Below are 19542 nucleotides of genomic sequence, written 5' to 3'. Positions count from 1 at the left end.
CTTCTCGAATCCAAGAACTCGAAAACCCAAGGAATTACGTAGCACTCCTGAAGCGCTTTCCTGGGTTTTTCGAGTTCTTGAAGTAGTTGCCGCGGATTCGAAGGGCGGGAAACAGTTAGACTGTGGAGCTATGGGAATTCTGTTTCGCGAAAAGAAGAAGGTCGGTAAGAACAGCTGGATTAACGTTTCCGGCTCCGGCGCCTCCGCTTCTACCAAGATCGGCCCCGTCACCGTGAACAGTCGCGGTGGCGTGTGGGTGAAACTACCTGGTGGGATGACTTACCGCGGTAGGTGGAAATAACCCTGCTCATCCTGCTCGGCAAGGCCGTCTTCGACGAGGGAGAATAAGGCCCTTGAGCGCTGGTCGGCATCTGGCCATACGACGTCGATAGTCGTCATCGGCACTGGGAGGACGGCTTCTCGCAGCACTGCCATTATTAGCCCGCGCACTTGGCGGTCTGTGCCAGTGAACTTTTGGACGCGACGCTTTGCTTTAGCCAGCTCTGCTGCGGAGGGCTCAGGGCAGCCGGCTTGCTGCCAAGCGCAGAGGTCGCGCACGGGACAAATGTCGCATTTCGGGGTGGAAGTGCATATCAGAGCGCCGAGTTCCATGAGCGCCACGGAAAACTCGGGCGCATCCGTTGTTGGGAGGAGTGTAGCCACCTCAGCGAGTTCGGATTTCCGGGCAGTGCCGGGGAGGTACTGGGCGTCGATAAGCCGGCGGTACACGCGACGCACATTTGTGTCGACGACGGGCACGGACTGACCGTAGGCGAAGGCCGCAACCGCCCGGGCGGTGTAGTCCCCGATGCCAGGTAGCGCCAGCAGCTCAGGTACCGATTGGGGCACTTCGCCACGGTGCTTTTCGACGATCACCTGTGCGCACTCGAGTAGCCGTAGCGCGCGCCGCGGGTAGCCCAGCTTGCCCCAACCGCGCAATACCTCCGCAGGGGTAGCCTGTGCGAAAGCCGCGGGGGTAGGCCACCGGGAAATCCACTCTTGCCAAATCGGCTCGACGCGAGCCACTGGAGTTTGCTGACTCATCACCTCGGAAAGCAGAATTCCCCAGGCAGAGGTACGTGGATTGCGCCAGACGATTTCCCGACCATTGGCCCGGAACCACGCAATTAAGCGGTGTTGCAACATAATTTAAACACTCTAAGGACTTTCAAAATTTTCCTCAAAAGAGCACAATTATAACTATGCGTGATGTCACAGAAGTTAACCCGAAAAATATTTGGAATGCCCTAAAGAAGGGCAATGTACGATTCATGAACTTTGCGATGACGCATCAGAACTTGGATGCGACGCGTCGAGAAGAGCTGGTAACAGGGCAAAAGCCAATGGCTGCCGTTTTGGCTTGTTCTGACTCGCGGGTCCCGGTGGAACACATCTTTGACCAAGGTGCGGGCGATATTTTTGTTATCCGTACCGCCGGCGAAGTTCTGGACATGGGCGTATTTGCTTCGCTGGAATTCGCCGTCGAAGGGCTTGGGGTGAAGAACCTCATCATCATGGGGCACGAGTCTTGTGGTGCGGTGAAGGCCACTGAGGCGGCGCTGGAAGGCGGCGAAATTCCGCCGGGATTCCAGCGTGTCCTGATTGAGAAGGTTGCCCCGTCGATCCTGAACGCAAAGCGCAAGGGAATGGACACGACTGATGACTTCGAAATTGAGCACGTCCGGGAGACCGTTGAGATCGTCCTGGATCGTTGCCCAGTGATCAAGCAGGCCCTCGACGAAGGCGAGCTGGGCGTGGTCGGTGCGCGCTACCGACTCGGTGATGGTTCGGTTGAGTCCATCGTGGAGCACGGCGTCTGATAAAGACACACCCCAAGGGCTAGCAGCATTCCGGCTGCTAGCCCTTTAAGCTGGGTATGTGACCCAGAAGCAGCTACCAGAGATTATCTACATCCGACGCCGCATTGCGGCTGTCGTAGCTTTGCTGATTATCGTTGCCCTAGCAATCTGGCTGATGGTCAGTTGCGGTGGTGGCAACGAGCAGGATCCGGAGCCAACGACCTCTGCGTCCGCTTTTGATAAAACGACGTCGCCAACCGCATCTACTTCGGCATCGGCCACTGCTTCACCTTCGGCTTCTGCTACGGCAACTGCGTCGCCGTCCGCAACCCCGACTCCTGAGCCGAAGAAATCCTGCTCACTCGAGGACCTCGTGGTCACCGCTTCCGCTGACAAGCCGAACTATGGCCCGGACGAGCGTCCGAAGTTCTACCTAACGGTCAAGAATCCCACCGCAGCGGATTGTAAGATTGACCTGCGTAAAGACGGGCTCAAGTTCGAAGTTTATAATCTGGGTACCAACGAGCGACTCTGGGCTGATACGGATTGCAACCCGAGCGAAGACACCTCCGAGCGTACTTTCCCGGCTGGGGAAGAACGGCACTACGAGGCGGTCTGGTCTCGCACTACGTCGGCCCCCAACCAGTGCGATGCGCGCCAGCCGGCCCCTGCAGGCAGCTACTTCCTCCACACTTTGGTTGGTGCGAACAATTCTGAGGCGTTCACCTTCAACCTGGGTTAGTGCTGGCTACAGCTGCCGGCTGAAAGCCAGTGGTTTTTCCTAGGCTCGCAGTCGCACCAAACCGTCGCGAATATGCCGTGCCCACAAAGCTCCCACACTTTCGACGGTGGCGATGTCCTCGACGCTTGCCTCCATCAGTTTGTTGGAGTCTCCGAATGCAAGGATCAGTTTGTCCATGAGGAAGGGCTGTACGCGCGGCACACGGCCCAAGATTCGATAGCCACGTGGGACGATCCACTGGTGGAGGGCTTCCTCTGCAGTGGGGAAGCCGAGAATTCGGGCAATGTGCGAGGACTTGACGATGTCCTGGTCACTGAGCTGCTCTAACTCTTCGAGTGCCGTTTTCACGTCTGCGTCGCTAGGCACTCCGGCGGTGACCAAATAGTCCCGCAGGATGAGCTCGCGGTCTTTTTCATTGTCGCCGAAGAGTTCTTCCAACTGGACCGCCAGTTGCTTGCCGTCGGTGCCGAGCTCGATGACATCGCGATCGATGGTCTCCGCTGCTCTGCGCAGCATGTCCAGCCGCTGGATAACGGTGATGACGTCGGAAAGCGAGGCATAGTTATGTAGTTCGGCCACAAAGAGGCGCTCGTTGACTTGGTCGAGACGCGTGCGGTACCGCTCCATGGTGGCGATAGCCTGATTCGCGCGGGAAAGAATGTCCGAGGATCCTTCGAGGATGTGGCGCTTTTTATCCACGTACACGGTGATGATGTTCATGGACTGGCTGACGGATATCACCGGGTATCCGGTCTGCAAGGCGGTGCGTTCAGCAGAGCGGTGTCTGGTGCCGGACTCTTCGGTCGGGAACATTGGGTCTGGCATGAGCTGCACATTCGCGCGTCGAATGCGGGATCCATCGGTAGACAACACCACGGCACCGTCCATCTTGCACAGTTCCCGCAGACGGGTAGGGGCAAACGGGACATCGATTTCGAAGCCCCCGTCGCTGATCGCTTCCACGTGTTCGTCATAACCCAGCACAATCAGGGCTCCGGTACGTCCACGGAGAATGCGCTCCAATCCGTCTCGCAAGCCCGTGCCGGGAGCTAGGCGTTCGAGGGTGTCGCGGAGCGAATATGGTGTTGTGGTGGCGAACTCGGTCATGAGATCCTACTTTACTTGCGCGATTGCAGAGGCGATGTCGATAGCGTACGTGATGTGCATGCCCGGAATTTTCATCCGCTCGCCATCTGGCACGATAGCGCGGGTATAGCCGAGCCGCGCCGCCTCTTGGAGCCGGCGACGCACATTTGGCACGCGACGGATTTCACCAGCTAATCCTACTTCGCCGATGACAACGAGCTTCGGTGGCAGTGGGCGTTGTGACATAGCAGAAACCGTAGCGAGGGCGACCGCCAGATCAGAGGCCGGTTCCCCGATACGCATCCCGCCGACTGTTGCCACATAGGCATCTCTATCTGCAGTCTTGATGCCGGCCCGAGCCGCCAGCACCGCCAGCACCATAGGTACCCGTGTGGCATCGAGTCCAGTAACCGCTCGGCGGGGGTTCTTCGCGGAGGTTTCCACCAAGAGTGTCTGCACCTCTGCGAGGATAGGGCGGACGCCGTCCATAGCAACCATTACTGCGGTGCCGTCTGGTGTGGACTCGCGATGAGAGAGGAACAACCCCGAGGGGTCGGAGACCTCATGAATGCCGTCGGATTGCTGCTCAAAACACCCGACCTCATCCGTAGCGCCGAATCGGTTCTTAATGCCTCGCAACATCCGTAAGGAGGAGTGTCGGTCTCCCTCGAAGTTTAGGACCACGTCCACTAAGTGCTCGAGCGTGCGCGGGCCGGCTACGTTGCCGTCTTTGGTTACATGTCCTACCAACAGCACCGCTATGCCAGTTGTTTTGGCAAGCGAAGTCAGGGCTGCAGTGACAGCCTTAGATTGGGCGACTCCGCCTGCTACGCCTTCTACCCCCTGTGCATTCATCGTCTGTACGGAATCAACGATCAGAAGGGAAGGCTTGAGTTGTTCGACGTGCCCGAACACTACGTCTAGATTGGATTCGGCAGCCAGGTAAAGGGTGTCTATCAAAGCACCCGTCCGCTCTGCACGAAGACGGACCTGCCCAGCCGATTCTTCTGCGGTCACGTAGAGCGCGGTGCGACCTTGCTTGGCCCATTGTGCCGCCACTTCCAGCAACAAGGTGGACTTGCCTACGCCAGGTTCGCCCGCGAGGAGGACAACGGAACCTGGGACAATTCCTTGGCCCAGCACCCTGTCTAACTCGCCGATTCCCGTAGTCTTCGACGTGCTGTCGCTCGGGCTAATGTCCTTGATGGAGACAGCAGGTGAAGCCGGGGTGAGGGCGGTATTTGGGGAAAAGCTAGCAGTGCTAGAGGCAACACGCCTGCTCAGTTCTAGAGTTCCCCATGCGCCGCATTCAGGGCAGCGTCCGAGCCATTTTGGGCTGGAGTAACCACACTCGCTGCAGGTGTGAATGCTTCTTTCCTTTTTTGCCATGTCTGAAGATACTAGCCTATGGCCAGGACAATGCTAGAACAGTTGTTCTAAAATGGTGTTAAAGAAAACGAGCCAAGGAATCTTGGCTCGCATCTCCAGATAACGCCTAGTGGGCGTGGGTAGGCTCTACCCGGTTATCGGCACCCTCTTCGTGGTGGTTGGCGGCGATGGTCGCTTTCATCTCAACCTTGCCGGAATCGAACTCGAAGGTTACCGGCTTCTGGCCGCCGACCGCGAAGCCGTCGTTGGCCAACGTGGTGGTCAGGTAAGTGATGCAAGCATCTTCACTCTTTTTGATCTTCTCAATATTGGTCGCGGAGTCGGCGACTGCGCTGCAGTTGCGCTCGAGCTTAGGGCTCTCGGAGAGATGAACGTCCTTGCCATCAACCTTCACGGACTTCAGCTCGTGAGGCTTCATGGTGGTGTCCTGGTTGATCACTGTGAACTTCAGGGCAGCGGAGTTGTCCTCGCTGACGATGACGGTTACGTCACGAAGCGCCACGGACTTATCCTCGGTGGTTGCGCTTGCGCCGTCCACTGCTGCGACCTGGTCCGAGGTCTGGGAAATCTGGCCGGCGCTGCATGCGGAAAGCATGGCGACAGTTACGCCTGCTACGGCAAGGAGTGCGCCACGGCGGGCAGTCTTCAGGATCATCACTTGGTTTTGTCCTCCATCTGAGGCTTTTGGGCAAGACATTTGTCGAGTAGTCAGTCTAGCCGGGCTTTTCTCAGAACACCTAGTTGTTAGGCAGTCCCTTGACAGTTTTCTTTCCTTTTCACGCAAAATCACACCTGTATTGGGTGGGATTGGCTATGCAAAGGCGCAGGTAATTGGCGTGGTAGAATGATCGCCGTTGTTGCAATTACACCTGTCAGGAGTGGGTATGGAATTCAAGGTCGGGGACACTGTCGTTTATCCGCACCACGGGGCTGCGCAAATTGAGGCGATCGAGCAACGTGAACTTGGCGGACAAATGATGGAGTATCTGGTGCTCCAGATTCGTCAGTCTGACCTCGTGGTACGCGTGCCCGCTAAAAATGCTGAACTCGTTGGCGTTCGCGATGTAGTCGGTGAAGACGGCCTGCAAAAGGTGTTCTCCGTGCTTCGTGAAACCGACGTGGAGGAAGCTGGCAACTGGTCTCGACGCTACAAGGCTAACCAGGAGCGATTGGCTTCCGGCGACGTGAATAAGGTTGCAGAAGTCGTTCGTGATTTGTGGCGACGCGATCAGGATCGTGGGCTTTCCGCAGGTGAAAAGCGGATGCTTGTGAAGGCGCGGCAGGTTTTGGTTGGCGAGCTCGCCTTGGCGGAGACCGTCGACGAAGCGAAGGCTGACGATATTCTTGCGCAGATGGATGCCGCCGTCGAGAGGCACCGCGTAAGTGCTTCCGTACCGGAGACGCCGGCACTTGAGGAAGATGAAGACATCAACCTCGATGACCTCAACTTCGACGACGAAGACTAGTAAGTCCGGTCCCGCCATGGCTCGTCGTGTAACCGCCCTGATCGCCGCCGCGGGCAAGGGGACTCGACTCGGTGCCCCCGTCCCGAAGGCATTCGTTTCTCTCCGGGGAAAGACTCTGCTGGAACGTAGCATCCAAGCGATGATCCACTCGGCAGTTGTCGATGACATCATCGTCCTAGTTAGCCCGGACATGGAAGAATACTGTCGCACGCTGCTCAGCAAACGCGGGCTATTTGAGGCGGAAGTACCCATCCGCATCGTGCATGGCGGCGGCGAGCGGGCGGACAGTATTTGGTGTGGACTGCAGGCGCTTGACGACGCCGGTGTGGTCCTCATTCACGACGCCGCGCGCGCCCTAACCCCTCCCGGCATGATCGCCCGGGTTGCCCGGGAAGTCTTGGCCGGAAAGAACGCCGTGATTCCGGTGGTTGCGGTGGCAGATACGATCAAAAAGGTGGTCGAAGGTGCTGTCATCGACACGCCTGATCGCTCCTTGCTTCGGGCCGTCCAAACGCCTCAGGGATTTGACCTTTCTACCCTCAAGCGTGTGAACACGGAGTTCTTCGGCGGGGAACAGGACTTTGTGCCTACCGACGATGCCAGCCTGATGGAATGGGCGGGGGAGCCGGTGCATACCGTGCAGGGCGACCCGATGGCGTTTAAAGTGACCACGCCAATGGATATGGTCCTTGCCCAAGTGATTACCGATGATGCCGAACCAACGATCTTTGAGGTGCCCAGTGACTAACCTGATTCCACGCGTCGGTATCGCTACCGATGCCCACCAAATTGAAGCCGGAAAACCTTGTTGGATCGCATGCCTGCTGTTTGAAGACCAGGATGGATGCGAAGGCCATTCCGACGGCGATGTGGTGGCCCATGCCGTGGTGGATGCGCTGCTCTCAGCTTCGGGGCTGGGGGATTTAGGCAGCTTTGTTGGCGTCGGTCGCAAAGAATATGACGGCGTTTCCGGTGCGCAATTGTTGCGAGAAGTACGGGAGCTGTTGTCCGACAAGGGCTTTGTTATTGGAAACGCAGCCGTACAGCTGGTCGGCCAAACTCCGAAGATAGGGCCGCGCAGGGTGGAAGCAGAACAGGTGATGTCTGAGCTGATCGGTGCTCCCGTTTCTGTGTCCGCTACAACTACCGATCACATGGGCTTTACCGGCCGCGGTGAAGGTCGGGCAGCAGTGGCCACCGCCGTGGTGTGGAACGGCTAGACTAAAACGCGTGACTCTACGCATTTTTGACACCAACACCAGAACTCTCCGCGACTTCGTTCCTGTAAGAGAAGGGCACGCCTCGGTTTACTTGTGTGGTGCCACAGTGCAGTCAATCCCGCACATCGGGCACGTTCGCTCCGGTGTAGCCTTTGACGTCTTGCGTAACTGGCTGGAGGCGAAGGGCCTCGATGTCGCTTTCGTGCGGAACGTGACGGACATCGATGACAAGATTTTGCGAAAAGCCGAAGAGAACGGTCGCCCCTGGTGGGAGTGGGCAGCCACCCACGAACGTCACTTCCAGTGGGCGTACGATCAGCTCGGCGTAACACCACCCAGCATCGAACCACGTGCTACCGGCCACGTGACAGAGATGGTGGAGTACATGCAGCGCATCATCGATAACGGTCACGGCTATGCCTCCGACGGCAATGTCTACGCCACCCCAACCACCATCGATGGCTATGGGCAGCTCTCCGGTCAAAAGCTCGAGGAAATGGATCAGGGCGAATCGGCAGGCACCGGAAAGCGTGATCCGCGCGACTTCACCATGTGGAAGGCAGCTAAACCCGGGGAACCTGCATGGCCCACCCCATGGGGACGAGGACGCCCAGGATGGCACATCGAGTGCACCGCTATGGCGACTAAGTACCTGGGGGGCACTTTTGATATTCACTGCGGTGGGCTCGATCTGCAATTCCCACATCACGAGAATGAGATCGCCCAGGCGCATGCCGCCGGCGATGGCTTTGCTAACTACTGGATGCACAACGGCTGGGTCACCATGTCGGGTGAGAAGATGTCTAAGTCCCTCGGTAACGTGCTGTCGGTGCCGAACATCTTGGAGATCGTGCGGCCAGTGGAGCTGCGATACTACCTCGGGTCTGCGCACTACCGCAGCATGCTGGAGTATTCCGAGGAAGCGCTGAAGGAAGCCGCCGCAGGCTACCGCCGGATTGAGTCCTTCCTCGAGCGCCTCGGCCCGGTAGAAAAGACCACGTGGACTCCAGCTTTCGCAGCAGCAATGGACGACGATATCTCCGTGCCGAAAGCATTGGCAGAGATCCACAACACCGTCCGGGCGGCCAACTCTACGAAGGATAAAGCGGAGCAGATTAGGCTTGGCGGCCAAGTGCGTGCGATGATGGCGGTTCTTGGGGTTGACCCGCAGTCGGAAAAATGGGCGTCGAAACGCGATGGCGACCATGCACTTTCTGTGCTCGTCGAAGCCGAGCTGGCGCGACGCACTCAAGCTCGTGCTGAAAAGGACTGGCAGGCTGCGGACGAGGTGCGAGATCGTCTCGTCGAAGCCGGCATCGAGGTCACCGATACCCCCGACGGCCCGCAGTGGTCGCTAGTTTAAGGAATACATCATGGCTGGAAATGATCAGCGACGCGGCGCCGTCCGCAAGACCAACAAAAAGGGCGCAGTGAAGGGCTCAGGCGGCCAGATTCGCCGCGGTCTGAAAGGTAAAGGCCCGACGCCAAAGGCCGAGGACCGCGAATACCACGCTAAGTACCGCGCCAAGAAAACTGCGGAGCGCCGCAACCAAGGCCGGCACGAGAAGGAACAAGATGAGTTCGTCGTCGGCCGTAACCCGGTCGTCGAGTGCCTGCATGCCAAGGTTCCTGCTATCGCACTGTATGTGGCAGAAGGCACCGCTAACGACGACCGTCTGTCCGAAGCCGTATTGATTGCGCACAACCGAGGCATTCCGGTTATTGAAAAGGCGCGCTATGAGATGGATCGCCTGACCGGCAATGCCATGCACCAGGGAATTGGCCTGGTAGTGGAACCGTACAAGTACAAGGACGTGGAAGATCTACTGCAGTCCGTCCGCGATTCCGGTGAACCGGGCATGCTGGTGGTACTGGACAACATCACCGACCCTCGTAACCTCGGTGCGGTGATCCGCAGCGTTGCTGCTTTCGGTGGACACGGAGTGATCATTCCGGAGCGCCGTAGTGCCTCCGTCACTGCAGTGACCTGGCGAACTTCAGCTGGTACCGCGGCGCGCCTGCCAGTGGCTCGTGAAGTCAACCTTGTGCGAACCCTCAAGCGCCTGCAGCAGGCCGGTTACCAGGTTGTCGGTCTTGATGCTGGTGGCGACCACACCTTGGATACCTATGATGGCACTGATCCAGTAGTCATCGTGGTCGGCTCCGAGGGTAAAGGAATCTCCCGACTTGTGGGCGAAACCTGCGACACTATCATGTCTATCCCGATGTCAGGCTGGGTGGAATCCCTCAACGCCTCCGTGGCTGCGGGCGTGGTGCTCAGTGAGTTTGCGCGCCAGCGACGCCTGAAGTAACGCGGCAGGAACGGGTCGGTCTTTCGGTCGGCCCGTCTTTTTTGCTCTCGCAGGCAGTGGTGCCCGGCTGTTTTTGTAGCTGCGACTTTTGCCACATGGATATGGCTTTGTCGTTCCACATTCGTGTAGTAAAATTTTGGTTATTCCAACCAACAGGGTTGTTACTCACGAATTTCGGTGAGGCAAGACCTGGGACATGAGATACTGAGCGGTTTTCCGTTCGGTGTTTGATGTCCCAGGTCTTTTGTCATTTCTGCTGATCTTCGAAGGACAGCCCCGCGTTTACGCAAGTTCAATCTAAAAGGAGATCTGAACGTGTCATCACAACGAGAGCAAACCGCGCAAGCGATTCTCGACGCCATCGGTGGTGCCGAGAACATCGCTTCGTTTTCTCACTGTGCAACCCGCTTGCGCTTCGAGCTTAACGACGCATCAATGGCTGACAAGAAGGCTTTAGATGCGATTCCAAAGGTAATGGGAGCAGTACCTCAGGGTGGCAACCACTACCAAGTGGTAATCGGTGGCGACGTAGCCACCGTGTACGACGACATGAACTCCCTCCCGGCCATGAAGGGTGCCGGTTCGCGAGTGAAGTCTGATGCTGACGTCAAGGCTGAAGCACGCGCAAAGACCAAGGGCAAGCTTCCGTGGATGGATGCTTTCTTCGAGTACCTGTCCGATTCCTTCCGCCCAATTCTCGGCGTGCTGCTCGGTGCCTCCCTCATCATTGCATTCACTGCAGTTCTCGACGCACTGGAGATCGTCGATTTCCGTGCCACTGACAAGGCAATCAGTTGGATCTTCGTCGACGCTATGTGGCGCTCTGTTTTCTACTTCCTCCCAGTAATGGTTGCCTACAATGCTGGCAAGAAGCTGCGCATCGATCCATGGGTAACGGGCTCCATCATGTTCGCTCTGCTCACCCCAGAATTCCTCTCCCTGGCTGAGAACGCAGCCACCACCTGCGTGACCAACGACGCTCTGGGCACTGAAACCTGCAAGGCCACCATCTTCGGCCTGCCGATGCTGCTGCAGGGCTACGGCGGAAACGTATTCGTACCGCTGATCATGGCTGCGATTGCTGCGCTGTGTTACAAGTTCTTCCAGAAGATTATTCCTTCCGCAGTCCACATGGTCTTCGTGCCATTCCTGACCCTGGTGGTCATGATCCCACTCACCGCATTCCTCATCGGCCCATTTGGTGTCTGGCTCGGCAACGAAATTGGCATCGGCCTGTCCTGGATGAACTCCAATGCACCGTTCGTTTTCGCCATCCTGATCCCAATGCTGTACCCATTCCTCGTCCCACTGGGTCTGCACTGGCCACTCAACGCTCTGATGCTGGTGAACATTCAGACCCTCGGCTACGACTTCATCCAAGGCCCAATGGGTGCCTGGAACTTTGCTTGCTTCGGTGCTACTGCTGCCGTGCTCGTCCTTTCCCTCAAAGACCACGATCCGGAAATGCGCCAGACTTCGGCTTCCGCACTGGCTGCCGGCCTCCTTGGCGGCATCTCCGAGCCATCTCTGTACGGTATCCACCTCCGCTTCAAGCGCATCTACCCACGCATGCTCGTTGGTTGTTTCACCGGTGGTCTGACCATCGCCATCCTTGGTATGGCATCCGATGGTGTCAAGACCGGGGCATTCGTCTTCACCTCGCTGCTGACCATTCCAGTGTTTAGCCCAATGCTCACCTACGTCATCGCGATCGCAGTGGCCTTCTTCACCGCGTTCATCCTGATCCTTATCACGGACTACCGCACTCCTGAAGAAAAGGCAGAGGCTTTGGCCCGAGCCGCTGCAGCTCGCGACGCTGATGGTGAAAGCGAGCAGTTTGGTGAGGAAGCTCCAGTAGCAGCAGCTACCGCTGCAGGCGCCGCAGGCGGAGTCGCAACCCTGACCAAGACCCGCACCCTGGCCGCTCCAGTAGCTGGCGACATGGTCGCTGTAGCCGAAGTTTCTGATGCAGTGTTTGCCTCCGGCGCACTAGGTGAGGGCGTTGGTATCAAGCCAGCCGAATCAACCGTGGTATCTCCAATCGAAGGAACCGTAGTAACCGCCATGAAGACGGGGCATGCCTATGGCCTCAAGACCGAAGATGGCGTGGAAGTACTCGTCCACATCGGTATCGACACCGTAAAAATGAAGGGTGAAGGCTTCAAGCAGCTGGTACAAAAGGGTGATCGCGTCACCGTCGGACAGCCGCTCGCTGAGGTCGACTTCACGGCCGTCGATAAGGCTGGCTATGACCCAACCGTCATCATGACCGTCACCAACACCAAAAAGCTCGGTGCTGTGCAGCCCGCAGCCGCTGGCAAGGTGGCCGCTGGTGACACGGTAGTCACAGTGGAAAGCTAGTCAGTTAGTAGACTGCACAGTATGCAGATTCTGCGAATCTTTAACAACAACGTCGTCCTCGCCGCAACGGCCGAGGGCGGCGAAGTTGTTGTTACTGGGCGCGGCGTTGGTTTCCAAACCAAGCGCGGTGACGAAGTGGATGAGGAAAAGATCGCAAAGGTCTTTTATCCTGCAGACGGTAGGGATCCGGATCATCTCGGGGAGATGCTGTCCTTCATCCCCGCCGAGCACATCAAAATCGTGATCGAAGCGATGGTGGACGCGGGTTTCAACATGGACCTGCAAGACAAGCTCACCCTGGTCATCGCCCTTGCTGACCACGTCAGCGGTGCAATCAGCCGCGCAATGGGAGGCCAGCAACTGGCCTACCCACTGCAGGCCGAAGTGCAACAGCTCTACGCCGAGGAGTACGCACTAGCCCGACAGCTCGTGGCTGCAATTAACTCGCGGTTGCGCGTGGAAATCTCCCAGCAAGAAGCCGTGGCATTCACGATGCACATTGTGAATGCCAGCTTTACCAGCGGAGATCTGTCTTATACCTACAAGATGACCGGTTTGATCGAGCAGATGATCGAGGTCATTTCTCAAGACCCGAACAAGTCCTACGACGCCGAGCTGGACCAGATCAGCATCGCTCGCTTCATCACCCACCTGCGATACCTCTTTGTGCGCATTGCGCAGCACAAACAGCTTTCGGGCGAACCTTCGGCTGTCGCTGAAGCTGTGGCGCAGTCCTACCCGGATGCGAAGGACCGCGCCGAACAGCTCGCCGAACTCGTCGAACTGCGAATGGGTGAGGCCCTGACAGAGGACGAAGTGTCCTACCTAGCGTTGCATGTGGCCAGGCTCTGGCGGAAGTAGTTGCTGCTAGTCTGTGTGCGCGTGGCCGCAGCAATGCGCGTTGCGATTTTCCCGCGCCACCACAACCTTGCCGCGTCGCCAGCCGATTAGTCGGCAGATGAGGTAGATGGCGAAGGAGATCGTGGTTACAAAGACGCTCACGGGAAGTCCAGGGGCTAGGGACAGGAGTAGGCCACCTACCGCCGCGACTTCCGCGAACAGGATGGACCACGCTACGGCTGTGATTGGGCTTGAGGTAATCTGCACTGCCGCTGCGCCCGGAGTGATGAGCAACGCCATGACGAGCAAGGCACCGACGATCTGAACTGACTGCGCGGTGGTCAGGCCCACGAGCACCGCAAACAGGATGGCTATCAAGCGGACGTTGATTCCGGCGGCGGCTGCCATGGCAGGGTCTGCGGAGGCAAACAGCAGCGGACGCCACAGCAAAGCGACTGCTCCGACAACCACTGCGACAATCACGGCCAGCAGCCCCAGTGAAGCCCCAGAGACGCCGACGATTTGCCCAGTTAACAGGGAAAAGGCGGTCGAGGACTTTCCGGGGTAGAGGTGGATAAACAGCACCGATAGGCCCATGCCAAAGCTCATCACTACGCCGACGGCACTGTCTTGCTGGCTCATTCCCAGCAGCGCCAGGATAATCGCTGCAACTATGGAACCTACTACGGCGCCCAGTCCCACGTTGAGGCCAAGAAGTAGTGCGGCGGAGGCACCCATCAACGCGAGCTCAGAAGTGCCGTGCACCGAAAAACTCATTTGACGCAGCACAATGAGTGGGGCCATAACTCCAGAAACAATGCCGAGCAGCGCGGCCGCCATTAGCGCGGTGCGGACGAAGTCTACGTCCAGTAGATACAGGGTTTGTTCAAGCACGGATTACACCACAATCATTCGGCCGTTGACATGCACCACATCGATGTGGGTGCGGTACAACTCGGACAGGACTTCGGAGCGCATGACCTCGCTGACATCGCCGAGCGTGTGACCGTAGGGGCCGATGTAGAGGACGCGATCCACCACGTTCAGGATCGGGTTGATGCCATGGGTGACAAAGACGACGGAGGCGCCGTGTGTGCGGCGACGGGCGTCGAGTTGCGCGACGGTGCGCTGTTGGACTCCGGGATCCAGGGAGAGCAGCGGCTCGTCGCATAGCAAGAGTTCCGGGTCGCGGGCATAGGCCTGGGCTTGACGCACGAGTTGCTGCTGACCGCCGGAGAGCTTGCCGACACGCCGGTCAGCCAGCTCCGCGGCGCCAACTTGGTGGAGCAGGTCGAGCACAGTGCTTTTCGACGGCCGTCGCCCGGCGAACACCCCGTGGGCTAGCGACAGAGAAACTAAGTCCTTGGCGCGCAGCGGCAGGTCCATTGGGAACATGCGTTGTTGCGGGATGAAACCGATCTTGGACGTGGCCGCAACGCTGCCGCGGCTGAGCTCGCGGGTCCCCAGAATTGTGTGGAGCATGGTGGATTTTCCGGCACCATTGGGACCTAGAACCGCGATGAATTCGCCGGGGCCGACCTTGAGGTTGAGGTTTTCCCAGAGCGGATCCACCGCGGCTTCAGTAAATTTCAAGAGCACGTTTTGAGAATATCCTAATTAGTGGTCATGTCCGATATTGCTGGCTGCTGATTCAAAGCTTTGCAGCGTGCGGTCGAAGAAGTCGAAGAAGTTGATGCCAGTGGCGGGGGTTTCCGCGACATCGATGATAGGGATGTGCTTGGCTTCGGCCGCCTCGCGAATCCGGGTCGAGTAAGGCGTTTGAGTCTGCGGGGAATCTATCAACAGTTCCACTTCGCCCGCGTCGATGAGTTGGAGCAATTCGTTGAGATCTGCGGCAGTTGGCTCAGATTCGCTTAGGGTAGTGGCCCGATATCCGGCAGGGGTCACATCCTTCATATGTGAGTGCGCGATGATGTGATCGGCGATTGGGTGGGTTTGGGCGATGCGGGCCTGGGGGAGTGCATGGATGCGCTGATCTAATGCTGCGATCGTCTGTTCGGCGCGCGCGGCATCTACCTGGATCTGGGGGTCGATTTTTCTGATGGCATCAGCAGTATCGGTTGCAACCTGGGATAGCGCTCCCGGGTTGTACCAGACGTGTTCGTTTTCTTCCGCACCGGCCGCGCCGCCTGCATGATCATGCCCGGCATGATCGTGTTCGGCATGGGGATCCTCGGCCTCATGGGCATGGTTATGGCCCTCGGTGAGCTCTAACGCGTGGATGACTTTGTCTTGGTCAACCGACTGGTAGAGCCAGGAGTCATAGCCGCCGCCACCTGCGATGATGAGATCGGCTTTCTCGGCGCGGGCCATGTCCATGGCAGAGGGTTCGAAGGAGTGTGGGTCGGCATCGTTGCCAGTGACGATTGCTGTGATCTCAACGCGCTCATCGTCCGTGATGCTATCGACGACGTCAGCCCAGATCTGTGTCGAGGCGACGATGTTGACTTTAGCGTCGGTTTCCGCTGGTCCTGCGTTGGAGCAGGAGGTTAAGCCTGCGCATCCTACGAGGAAAGCGAACGTTAGGGAGATGGGGCGACGATTGCTAGTGAAATCAATTTTCATATAACTCAGGAAACCCTTATTGAATAAGTTTGTCAAATGCACGGGGGTGGGTGGGGAAGATGAAGTGATAAGCTGCTGACATGGCGAAACGCACAAATGGCCGTGGGACGCTCGCCTCCTTAGCGGCCGAACTAGGGGTGTCTCGGACAACCGTCTCTAACGCTTACAATAGGCCCGACCAGCTCTCACCAGAGCTGCGGGACCGCATCATGTCCACTGCTGATCGTCTAGGTTACCCCGGTCCAGACCCAACGGCGCGTTCGCTGCGGACTCGGCGTACTGGAAATATCGGTGTGTTATTTACTGACCACCTGTCTTATGCCTTTGAAGACCTAGCGTCGGTTGACTTCTTGGCGGGAATGGCTGAAGCCTCCTCGGGGGCGCATACTTCAGTAACACTCATTCCTGCTGGCCCTAGTGAGGACATCAACCCGCAGGCACTGGTTGGGCAAACCGTGGTCGATGGTTTCGTGGTGTACTCTGTTTCGGCCGGAGACCCCTATCTGGCAGCGGCTGTCGCCCGCCGCGTGCCGGTAGTGGTGGTAGACCAGCCGACACACACTGATCTCCCCTTCGTCGGCATCGATGACTTTCTCGCTATCAGACCCGCGGCCACCGCTTTGCTCGAGGCTGGGCATCGGAAGATCGGTATTTTGTGCATTCGCCTGGATAGGGAGCGAAACGATGGTCCAGTCTCGCCAGAGCGATTGACAGCTGCAAGCTTGCATGTGCAGCGTTCCCGTGTGCAAGGGGCGCTGGCAGTGTTCGCAGAGGCCGGGATTGACCCGCGTTCGGTCCCTATCGTGGAGCGGCACATCAATGACCGCGAAAACAATATCGATGCCGCGCGCGAACTGATCGAGTCCAATCCAGATATCACCGCAGTACTGTGTACCACCGATTCTATGGCGCTCGGCGTGATGGATTACCAGCCCGGAATGTCCGTCACCGGTTTTGACGGCATCGCTACCGCACAGGCTCGGAACCTCACGACAGTTGTTCAGCCGAACAAACTCAAGGGGGCAACCGCGCGGCAGATGTTGTCGCTGCTTATCGACGCCCACATCAGCGACACCCCAATCGAGCCGCCACGCACGATCCTGCCCACCAGCTTCTACGCTGGTAGCACCGTCGCCCGCATCTGATGCAGCTCGGTTAATAGCTCCTCTACCGCTTGGAGATCGGGCACACGAATATGAGCCTGCGTCTCCCCGTCTCCCACCCGGACCCCGAGATCGCTTGGCTCGAGGGCGCGCATGCCGTTTTCGTCGGTGACATCATCGCCGAGGAACACCACGGCATCGGCTTCGAAGTCCTTGCGAGCCTGCGCGATCCAGGTACCCTTCGTCACTTCTAAGACAGAAAACTCTTCAATGCACTTACCTGGGGTGTGGTGAATCCCCTCGAAGGCACAGGCCCGTGCCGCCGCCACCAGTGGCCCCTGGGAGGCCTGGTCAACAGCGCGATAGTGCAGTACGCGGTGGAAGGGTTTGTGCTCTACGAAGGCCCCCGGCACGCCGTCGACAATCGCGGCAAGTTCAAGCGTGAAGTCATCGAGGCGTTTTTGCTGCTCCGGGGTGAGGACGATACCGTCCGCACCATGGCTGCCTACCAGCGTGATTCCCCTCGTATCGCCAGCGACGTTTTCTAGTCCTTCGCGGTGACGACCAGACAAGATGACGGATGTGGTTGCTGGCAGAGCCCCTAGCTGTTGGAGCGCGGTGATTGAGCGTCGATTGACGGGGACTCGGTAGGCATCTGGGGCGAAGCCAGCCAAGGTGCCATCGAAATCTGAGACCACTAGCAACCGCGGGGCCGAAGCAACTCGAGAGAGGGCAGTGGTGATGTCTTGAGGCGAGGCGAAATCCATACACACCAATCTAGCGCGAGACCAGCAGACGCACCCCTTGGCGATCCACGTCACCCGGCTTGGAAAGCAGCAAATTATCCTTCTCCCGCTTGGCCTCGAACTCGCCGTCGAGTAGCGTCACCAGCTCATCATGGAAGTAGCGCTGCGTCCCGTCACAGGTAACATCCTGGAAATTCATGTCCCTAAAGGTCATCTTCTCTGGCTCTTCAGCGGAAGGCTCAAAGTGAACCCGTCCTTGGAATGAACCGCAGCCGGTGTATCCAGTAACCGTAGAGGAACCGAAGGCCATCTTTGCTTGTCCAGGTAGCTCAGACGGCATATTCGGATTGGAATACACGTTGACGATCTGCCACGTGGTGTCCCTAAACGATGCTTCGTTGGCACACGCAGTAGGCAGCAAGGCCACAACCCCAAGTAGAGCGCATAGCCGTTTTTTCATCGATGCACCTCCAGCGAGTTCAGGAAACTCTGGGCCCACAGATCCACATCGTGCTCCATCACCTGTGCGTGCAGACGTCGCATGCGTGCTTCGCATTCCTCCGGGTTGTGCTTCAGATCGGTATAGGCGGCCAGTAGTTGGCGCTTAATGGACTCAATGTCATGCGGATTGGTGAGATAAGCATCGCCGAGTTCGATGGCCGCCCCTGCGAACTCACTCAGTACCAGGGCACCATCGTCTTCATGGCAAGCCACAAACTCCTTGGCCACCAAATTCATACCGTCCTTAAACGGTGTGACCAGCATGATGTCTGCGGCAGCGTAGTAACCCATGAGGATGTCTTTGGATACGCTTCGATGCACATAATGAACCACGGGCGCGCCCACTTCGCCGTAGAGGCCGTTGATCCGCCCGACTGCGGCTTCGACCTCGGTGCGCGTCTTTTGGTAATGCTCGATGCGCTCACGAGATGGCGTAGCGATTTGGACAAACACCACTTCGTGCGGCTCGATAGCGCCGCTAGCAAGTAGCTCTTCGAAGGCGAGCAAGCGCTGCAAAATGCCCTTGGTGTAGTCTAGGCGATCCACGCCCAAGATCAAGGTGCGATCGCCCAACTTTTCCCGCAAGTCTGAGGGCGACTTGGCAAGCTCAGCCACCCCCTGCGAGTCGATCGAGATGGGGTAGGCAGCCACACCTACCGAGCGCCCGTCAGGTGCCGTCACCGTTGCAGTGACGGTGCGTATCGACGGCGTTCCAGACGTCTCCAGAACATCAGGCTGGCCAATATGAGAACCAGCCGCGCCGGATACCTGCTGCGCGAGGGAGAGGAAGTTCTTTGCATTTTCTACGCTGTGGAACCCAATGAGATCCGCGCCTAGCAGCCCGCGCATAAGCTCTTCCCGCCACGGCAACTGCCGGAAAAGCTCCGCTCCCGGGAAAGGAATGTGGAGGAAGAAACCGACCTTCAGATCGGGGCGAATCTGGCGCAGGATTCCGGGGACCAGCTGCAGCTGATAATCCTGTACCCACACGGTGGCATTTTGATCTGCTACAGAGGAGACCGCCTGAGCAAACTTGAGGTTTACCTCGCGGTAAGTTTCCCACCAAGCCCGGTGAAAGACCGGGGGGACGATGAGATCGTGATACAGCGGCCACAGCGTGGCGTTGGAAAACCCCTCATAGAATTGTTCGTAGTCAGCCGCAGTGAGTGGGACTGGATGCAGCAGAATGCCGTCCTCGGTGCGAAAGGGCCGCGGGGCTTCCTCGGGCACACCAGGCCAACCGACCCAGCATCCTTGGTGCTTCTTCAACACTGGGCTTAGGGCAGTGACGAGGCCCCCGGGGCTTGGCTGCCAGTTTCCCGCAGCATCCAGGTCAACTGGGAGGCGGTTGGCTACGACAACGAAGCTATTCCCACTCATGGTTCCTCAAG

Annotated in this window: 21 protein-coding genes; 11 read left to right on the top strand and 10 right to left on the bottom strand. The window is 58.1% G+C overall.

Annotated elements, in window-relative coordinates; genetic code table 11:
- The first annotated feature begins 130 nt into the window (after positions 1-130).
- Complete coding sequence (locus WG936_RS04415) at positions 131-301, top strand: DUF4236 domain-containing protein (protein WP_339565296.1); 171 nt, start codon at positions 131-133, stop codon at positions 299-301.
- On the opposite strand, the gene WG936_RS04410 is transcribed toward WG936_RS04415, so the two are convergent.
- Positions 280-1146, bottom strand: a complete 867-nt coding sequence (locus tag WG936_RS04410; protein ID WP_339565297.1) for an A/G-specific adenine glycosylase — start codon at positions 1144-1146, stop codon at positions 280-282. The two genes, WG936_RS04415 and WG936_RS04410, sit on opposite strands and share 22 nt — an antisense overlap.
- Positions 1147-1202: 56 nt before the next feature.
- On the opposite strand from WG936_RS04410, the gene WG936_RS04405 reads away from it, so the two are divergent.
- Both WG936_RS04405 and WG936_RS04400 read left to right on the top strand, forming a co-directional pair.
- Positions 1203-1820 (top strand): carbonic anhydrase, encoded by a 618-nt coding sequence (locus WG936_RS04405; protein WP_339565298.1) that lies wholly within the window; start codon positions 1203-1205, stop codon positions 1818-1820.
- A gap of 58 nt (positions 1821-1878) precedes the next feature.
- Positions 1879-2541 carry a hypothetical protein gene (locus tag WG936_RS04400; protein WP_339565299.1) on the top strand — a complete coding sequence of 221 codons (663 nt, stop codon included), beginning with the start codon at positions 1879-1881 and terminating at the stop codon, positions 2539-2541.
- Positions 2542-2580: 39 nt separating this feature from the next.
- On the opposite strand, the gene disA is transcribed toward WG936_RS04400, so the two are convergent.
- From disA to WG936_RS04385, 3 genes are all read right to left on the bottom strand, one after another.
- The gene (gene disA / locus WG936_RS04395) at positions 2581-3648 is read right to left on the bottom strand and encodes a DNA integrity scanning diadenylate cyclase DisA (RefSeq protein WP_339565300.1); all 1068 of its coding nucleotides are present in this window, start codon (positions 3646-3648) and stop codon (positions 2581-2583) included.
- 6 nt (positions 3649-3654) lie between these two features.
- Positions 3655-5016 carry a DNA repair protein RadA gene (radA, locus tag WG936_RS04390; protein ID WP_339565301.1) on the bottom strand — a complete coding sequence of 454 codons (1362 nt, stop codon included), beginning with the start codon at positions 5014-5016 and terminating at the stop codon, positions 3655-3657.
- Between the two features lie 106 nt (positions 5017-5122).
- The gene (locus WG936_RS04385) at positions 5123-5671 is read right to left on the bottom strand and encodes a hypothetical protein (RefSeq protein ID WP_339565302.1); all 549 of its coding nucleotides are present in this window, start codon (positions 5669-5671) and stop codon (positions 5123-5125) included.
- Positions 5672-5900: 229 nt separating this feature from the next.
- Here WG936_RS04385 and WG936_RS04380 point away from each other — a divergent pair, with 229 nt between their 5' ends.
- The 7 genes from WG936_RS04380 to WG936_RS04350 all read left to right on the top strand — a co-directional run bounded on the left by WG936_RS04380 (position 5901) and on the right by WG936_RS04350 (position 13236).
- The gene (locus WG936_RS04380; protein WP_339565303.1) at positions 5901-6482 is read left to right on the top strand and encodes a CarD family transcriptional regulator; all 582 of its coding nucleotides are present in this window, start codon (positions 5901-5903) and stop codon (positions 6480-6482) included.
- Positions 6483-6498: 16 nt separating this feature from the next.
- Positions 6499-7230 (top strand): 2-C-methyl-D-erythritol 4-phosphate cytidylyltransferase, encoded by a 732-nt coding sequence (gene ispD / locus WG936_RS04375; RefSeq protein ID WP_339565304.1) that lies wholly within the window; start codon positions 6499-6501, stop codon positions 7228-7230.
- Positions 7223-7702 carry a 2-C-methyl-D-erythritol 2,4-cyclodiphosphate synthase gene (gene ispF, locus WG936_RS04370; protein ID WP_339565305.1) on the top strand — a complete coding sequence of 160 codons (480 nt, stop codon included), beginning with the start codon at positions 7223-7225 and terminating at the stop codon, positions 7700-7702. Before ispD ends, ispF begins: the two co-directional genes overlap by 8 nt.
- Before the next feature lie 10 nt (positions 7703-7712).
- The gene (cysS, locus tag WG936_RS04365; RefSeq protein WP_339565306.1) at positions 7713-9065 is read left to right on the top strand and encodes a cysteine--tRNA ligase; all 1353 of its coding nucleotides are present in this window, start codon (positions 7713-7715) and stop codon (positions 9063-9065) included.
- Positions 9066-9075: 10 nt separating this feature from the next.
- Positions 9076-10014, top strand: coding sequence for a 23S rRNA (guanosine(2251)-2'-O)-methyltransferase RlmB (gene rlmB / locus WG936_RS04360; RefSeq protein WP_339565307.1), 939 nt, complete (start codon positions 9076-9078; stop codon positions 10012-10014).
- A 315-nt stretch (positions 10015-10329) separates the two neighbouring features.
- A complete protein-coding gene (locus WG936_RS04355; RefSeq protein ID WP_339565308.1) occupies positions 10330-12375 on the top strand; it encodes a glucose PTS transporter subunit IIA in 2046 nt (681 codons plus the stop codon).
- A gap of 21 nt (positions 12376-12396) precedes the next feature.
- The gene (locus WG936_RS04350; protein ID WP_339565309.1) at positions 12397-13236 is read left to right on the top strand and encodes a PRD domain-containing protein; all 840 of its coding nucleotides are present in this window, start codon (positions 12397-12399) and stop codon (positions 13234-13236) included.
- A gap of 6 nt (positions 13237-13242) precedes the next feature.
- Here WG936_RS04350 and WG936_RS04345 read toward each other — a convergent pair whose 3' ends face one another.
- The 3 genes from WG936_RS04345 to WG936_RS04335 are packed head-to-tail and all read right to left on the bottom strand — an operon-like array spanning position 13243 to position 15801.
- Positions 13243-14109 carry a metal ABC transporter permease gene (locus WG936_RS04345; protein WP_339565310.1) on the bottom strand — a complete coding sequence of 289 codons (867 nt, stop codon included), beginning with the start codon at positions 14107-14109 and terminating at the stop codon, positions 13243-13245.
- A 3-nt stretch (positions 14110-14112) separates the two neighbouring features.
- The gene (locus tag WG936_RS04340; protein ID WP_339572204.1) at positions 14113-14814 is read right to left on the bottom strand and encodes a metal ABC transporter ATP-binding protein; all 702 of its coding nucleotides are present in this window, start codon (positions 14812-14814) and stop codon (positions 14113-14115) included.
- Positions 14815-14832: 18 nt separating this feature from the next.
- On the bottom strand, positions 14833-15801 hold the full coding sequence (locus tag WG936_RS04335) for a metal ABC transporter solute-binding protein, Zn/Mn family (protein ID WP_339565312.1): 969 nt from the start codon (positions 15799-15801) through the stop codon (positions 14833-14835).
- A gap of 80 nt (positions 15802-15881) precedes the next feature.
- Between WG936_RS04335 and WG936_RS04330 the strand changes: the two genes are divergently transcribed.
- The gene (locus tag WG936_RS04330) at positions 15882-16946 is read left to right on the top strand and encodes a LacI family DNA-binding transcriptional regulator (protein WP_339565313.1); all 1065 of its coding nucleotides are present in this window, start codon (positions 15882-15884) and stop codon (positions 16944-16946) included.
- On the opposite strand, the gene otsB is transcribed toward WG936_RS04330, so the two are convergent.
- Genes otsB through WG936_RS04315 form a run of 3 tightly spaced genes read right to left on the bottom strand, consistent with a single transcriptional unit; the run spans position 16916 to position 19531 of the window.
- Positions 16916-17671 (bottom strand): trehalose-phosphatase, encoded by a 756-nt coding sequence (otsB, locus tag WG936_RS04325; RefSeq protein WP_339565314.1) that lies wholly within the window; start codon positions 17669-17671, stop codon positions 16916-16918. The two genes, WG936_RS04330 and otsB, sit on opposite strands and share 31 nt — an antisense overlap.
- 10 nt (positions 17672-17681) lie before the next feature.
- Positions 17682-18110: an META domain-containing protein gene (locus tag WG936_RS04320; RefSeq protein ID WP_339565315.1), complete on the bottom strand. Its 429-nt coding sequence runs from the start codon at positions 18108-18110 to the stop codon at positions 17682-17684.
- On the bottom strand, positions 18107-19531 hold the full coding sequence (locus tag WG936_RS04315; protein ID WP_339572203.1) for an alpha,alpha-trehalose-phosphate synthase (UDP-forming): 1425 nt from the start codon (positions 19529-19531) through the stop codon (positions 18107-18109). Before WG936_RS04315 ends, WG936_RS04320 begins: the two co-directional genes overlap by 4 nt.
- Positions 19532-19542: the final 11 nt, after the last annotated feature.

Origin of the sequence: Corynebacterium sp. H127 (genome assembly GCF_037482665.1) — a bacterium.
Classification (GTDB): domain Bacteria; phylum Actinomycetota; class Actinomycetes; order Mycobacteriales; family Mycobacteriaceae; genus Corynebacterium.
Note: the sequence above shows the minus strand (reverse complement) of the source record. Positions and strands in the feature narration are given on the sequence as shown.

What these genes read in the sequence shown, in the direction of transcription:
- WG936_RS04415 (WP_339565296.1), top strand. Translation starts at nt 131, where the DNA reads ATGGGAATTCTGTTTCGCGAAAAGAAGAAGGTCGGTAAGAACAGCTGG.
- WG936_RS04410 (WP_339565297.1), bottom strand. Translation starts at nt 1,146, where the DNA reads ATGTTGCAACACCGCTTAATTGCGTGGTTCCGGGCCAATGGTCGGGAA.
- WG936_RS04405 (WP_339565298.1), top strand. Translation starts at nt 1,203, where the DNA reads ATGCGTGATGTCACAGAAGTTAACCCGAAAAATATTTGGAATGCCCTA.
- disA (WP_339565300.1), bottom strand. Translation starts at nt 3,648, where the DNA reads ATGACCGAGTTCGCCACCACAACACCATATTCGCTCCGCGACACCCTC.
- radA (WP_339565301.1), bottom strand. Translation starts at nt 5,016, where the DNA reads ATGGCAAAAAAGGAAAGAAGCATTCACACCTGCAGCGAGTGTGGTTAC.
- WG936_RS04385 (WP_339565302.1), bottom strand. Translation starts at nt 5,671, where the DNA reads ATGATCCTGAAGACTGCCCGCCGTGGCGCACTCCTTGCCGTAGCAGGC.
- WG936_RS04380 (WP_339565303.1), top strand. Translation starts at nt 5,901, where the DNA reads ATGGAATTCAAGGTCGGGGACACTGTCGTTTATCCGCACCACGGGGCT.
- ispD (WP_339565304.1), top strand. Translation starts at nt 6,499, where the DNA reads ATGGCTCGTCGTGTAACCGCCCTGATCGCCGCCGCGGGCAAGGGGACT.
- rlmB (WP_339565307.1), top strand. Translation starts at nt 9,076, where the DNA reads ATGGCTGGAAATGATCAGCGACGCGGCGCCGTCCGCAAGACCAACAAA.
- WG936_RS04350 (WP_339565309.1), top strand. Translation starts at nt 12,397, where the DNA reads ATGCAGATTCTGCGAATCTTTAACAACAACGTCGTCCTCGCCGCAACG.
- WG936_RS04335 (WP_339565312.1), bottom strand. Translation starts at nt 15,801, where the DNA reads ATGAAAATTGATTTCACTAGCAATCGTCGCCCCATCTCCCTAACGTTC.
- WG936_RS04330 (WP_339565313.1), top strand. Translation starts at nt 15,882, where the DNA reads ATGGCGAAACGCACAAATGGCCGTGGGACGCTCGCCTCCTTAGCGGCC.
- otsB (WP_339565314.1), bottom strand. Translation starts at nt 17,671, where the DNA reads ATGGATTTCGCCTCGCCTCAAGACATCACCACTGCCCTCTCTCGAGTT.
- WG936_RS04320 (WP_339565315.1), bottom strand. Translation starts at nt 18,110, where the DNA reads ATGAAAAAACGGCTATGCGCTCTACTTGGGGTTGTGGCCTTGCTGCCT.
- WG936_RS04315 (WP_339572203.1), bottom strand. Translation starts at nt 19,531, where the DNA reads ATGAGTGGGAATAGCTTCGTTGTCGTAGCCAACCGCCTCCCAGTTGAC.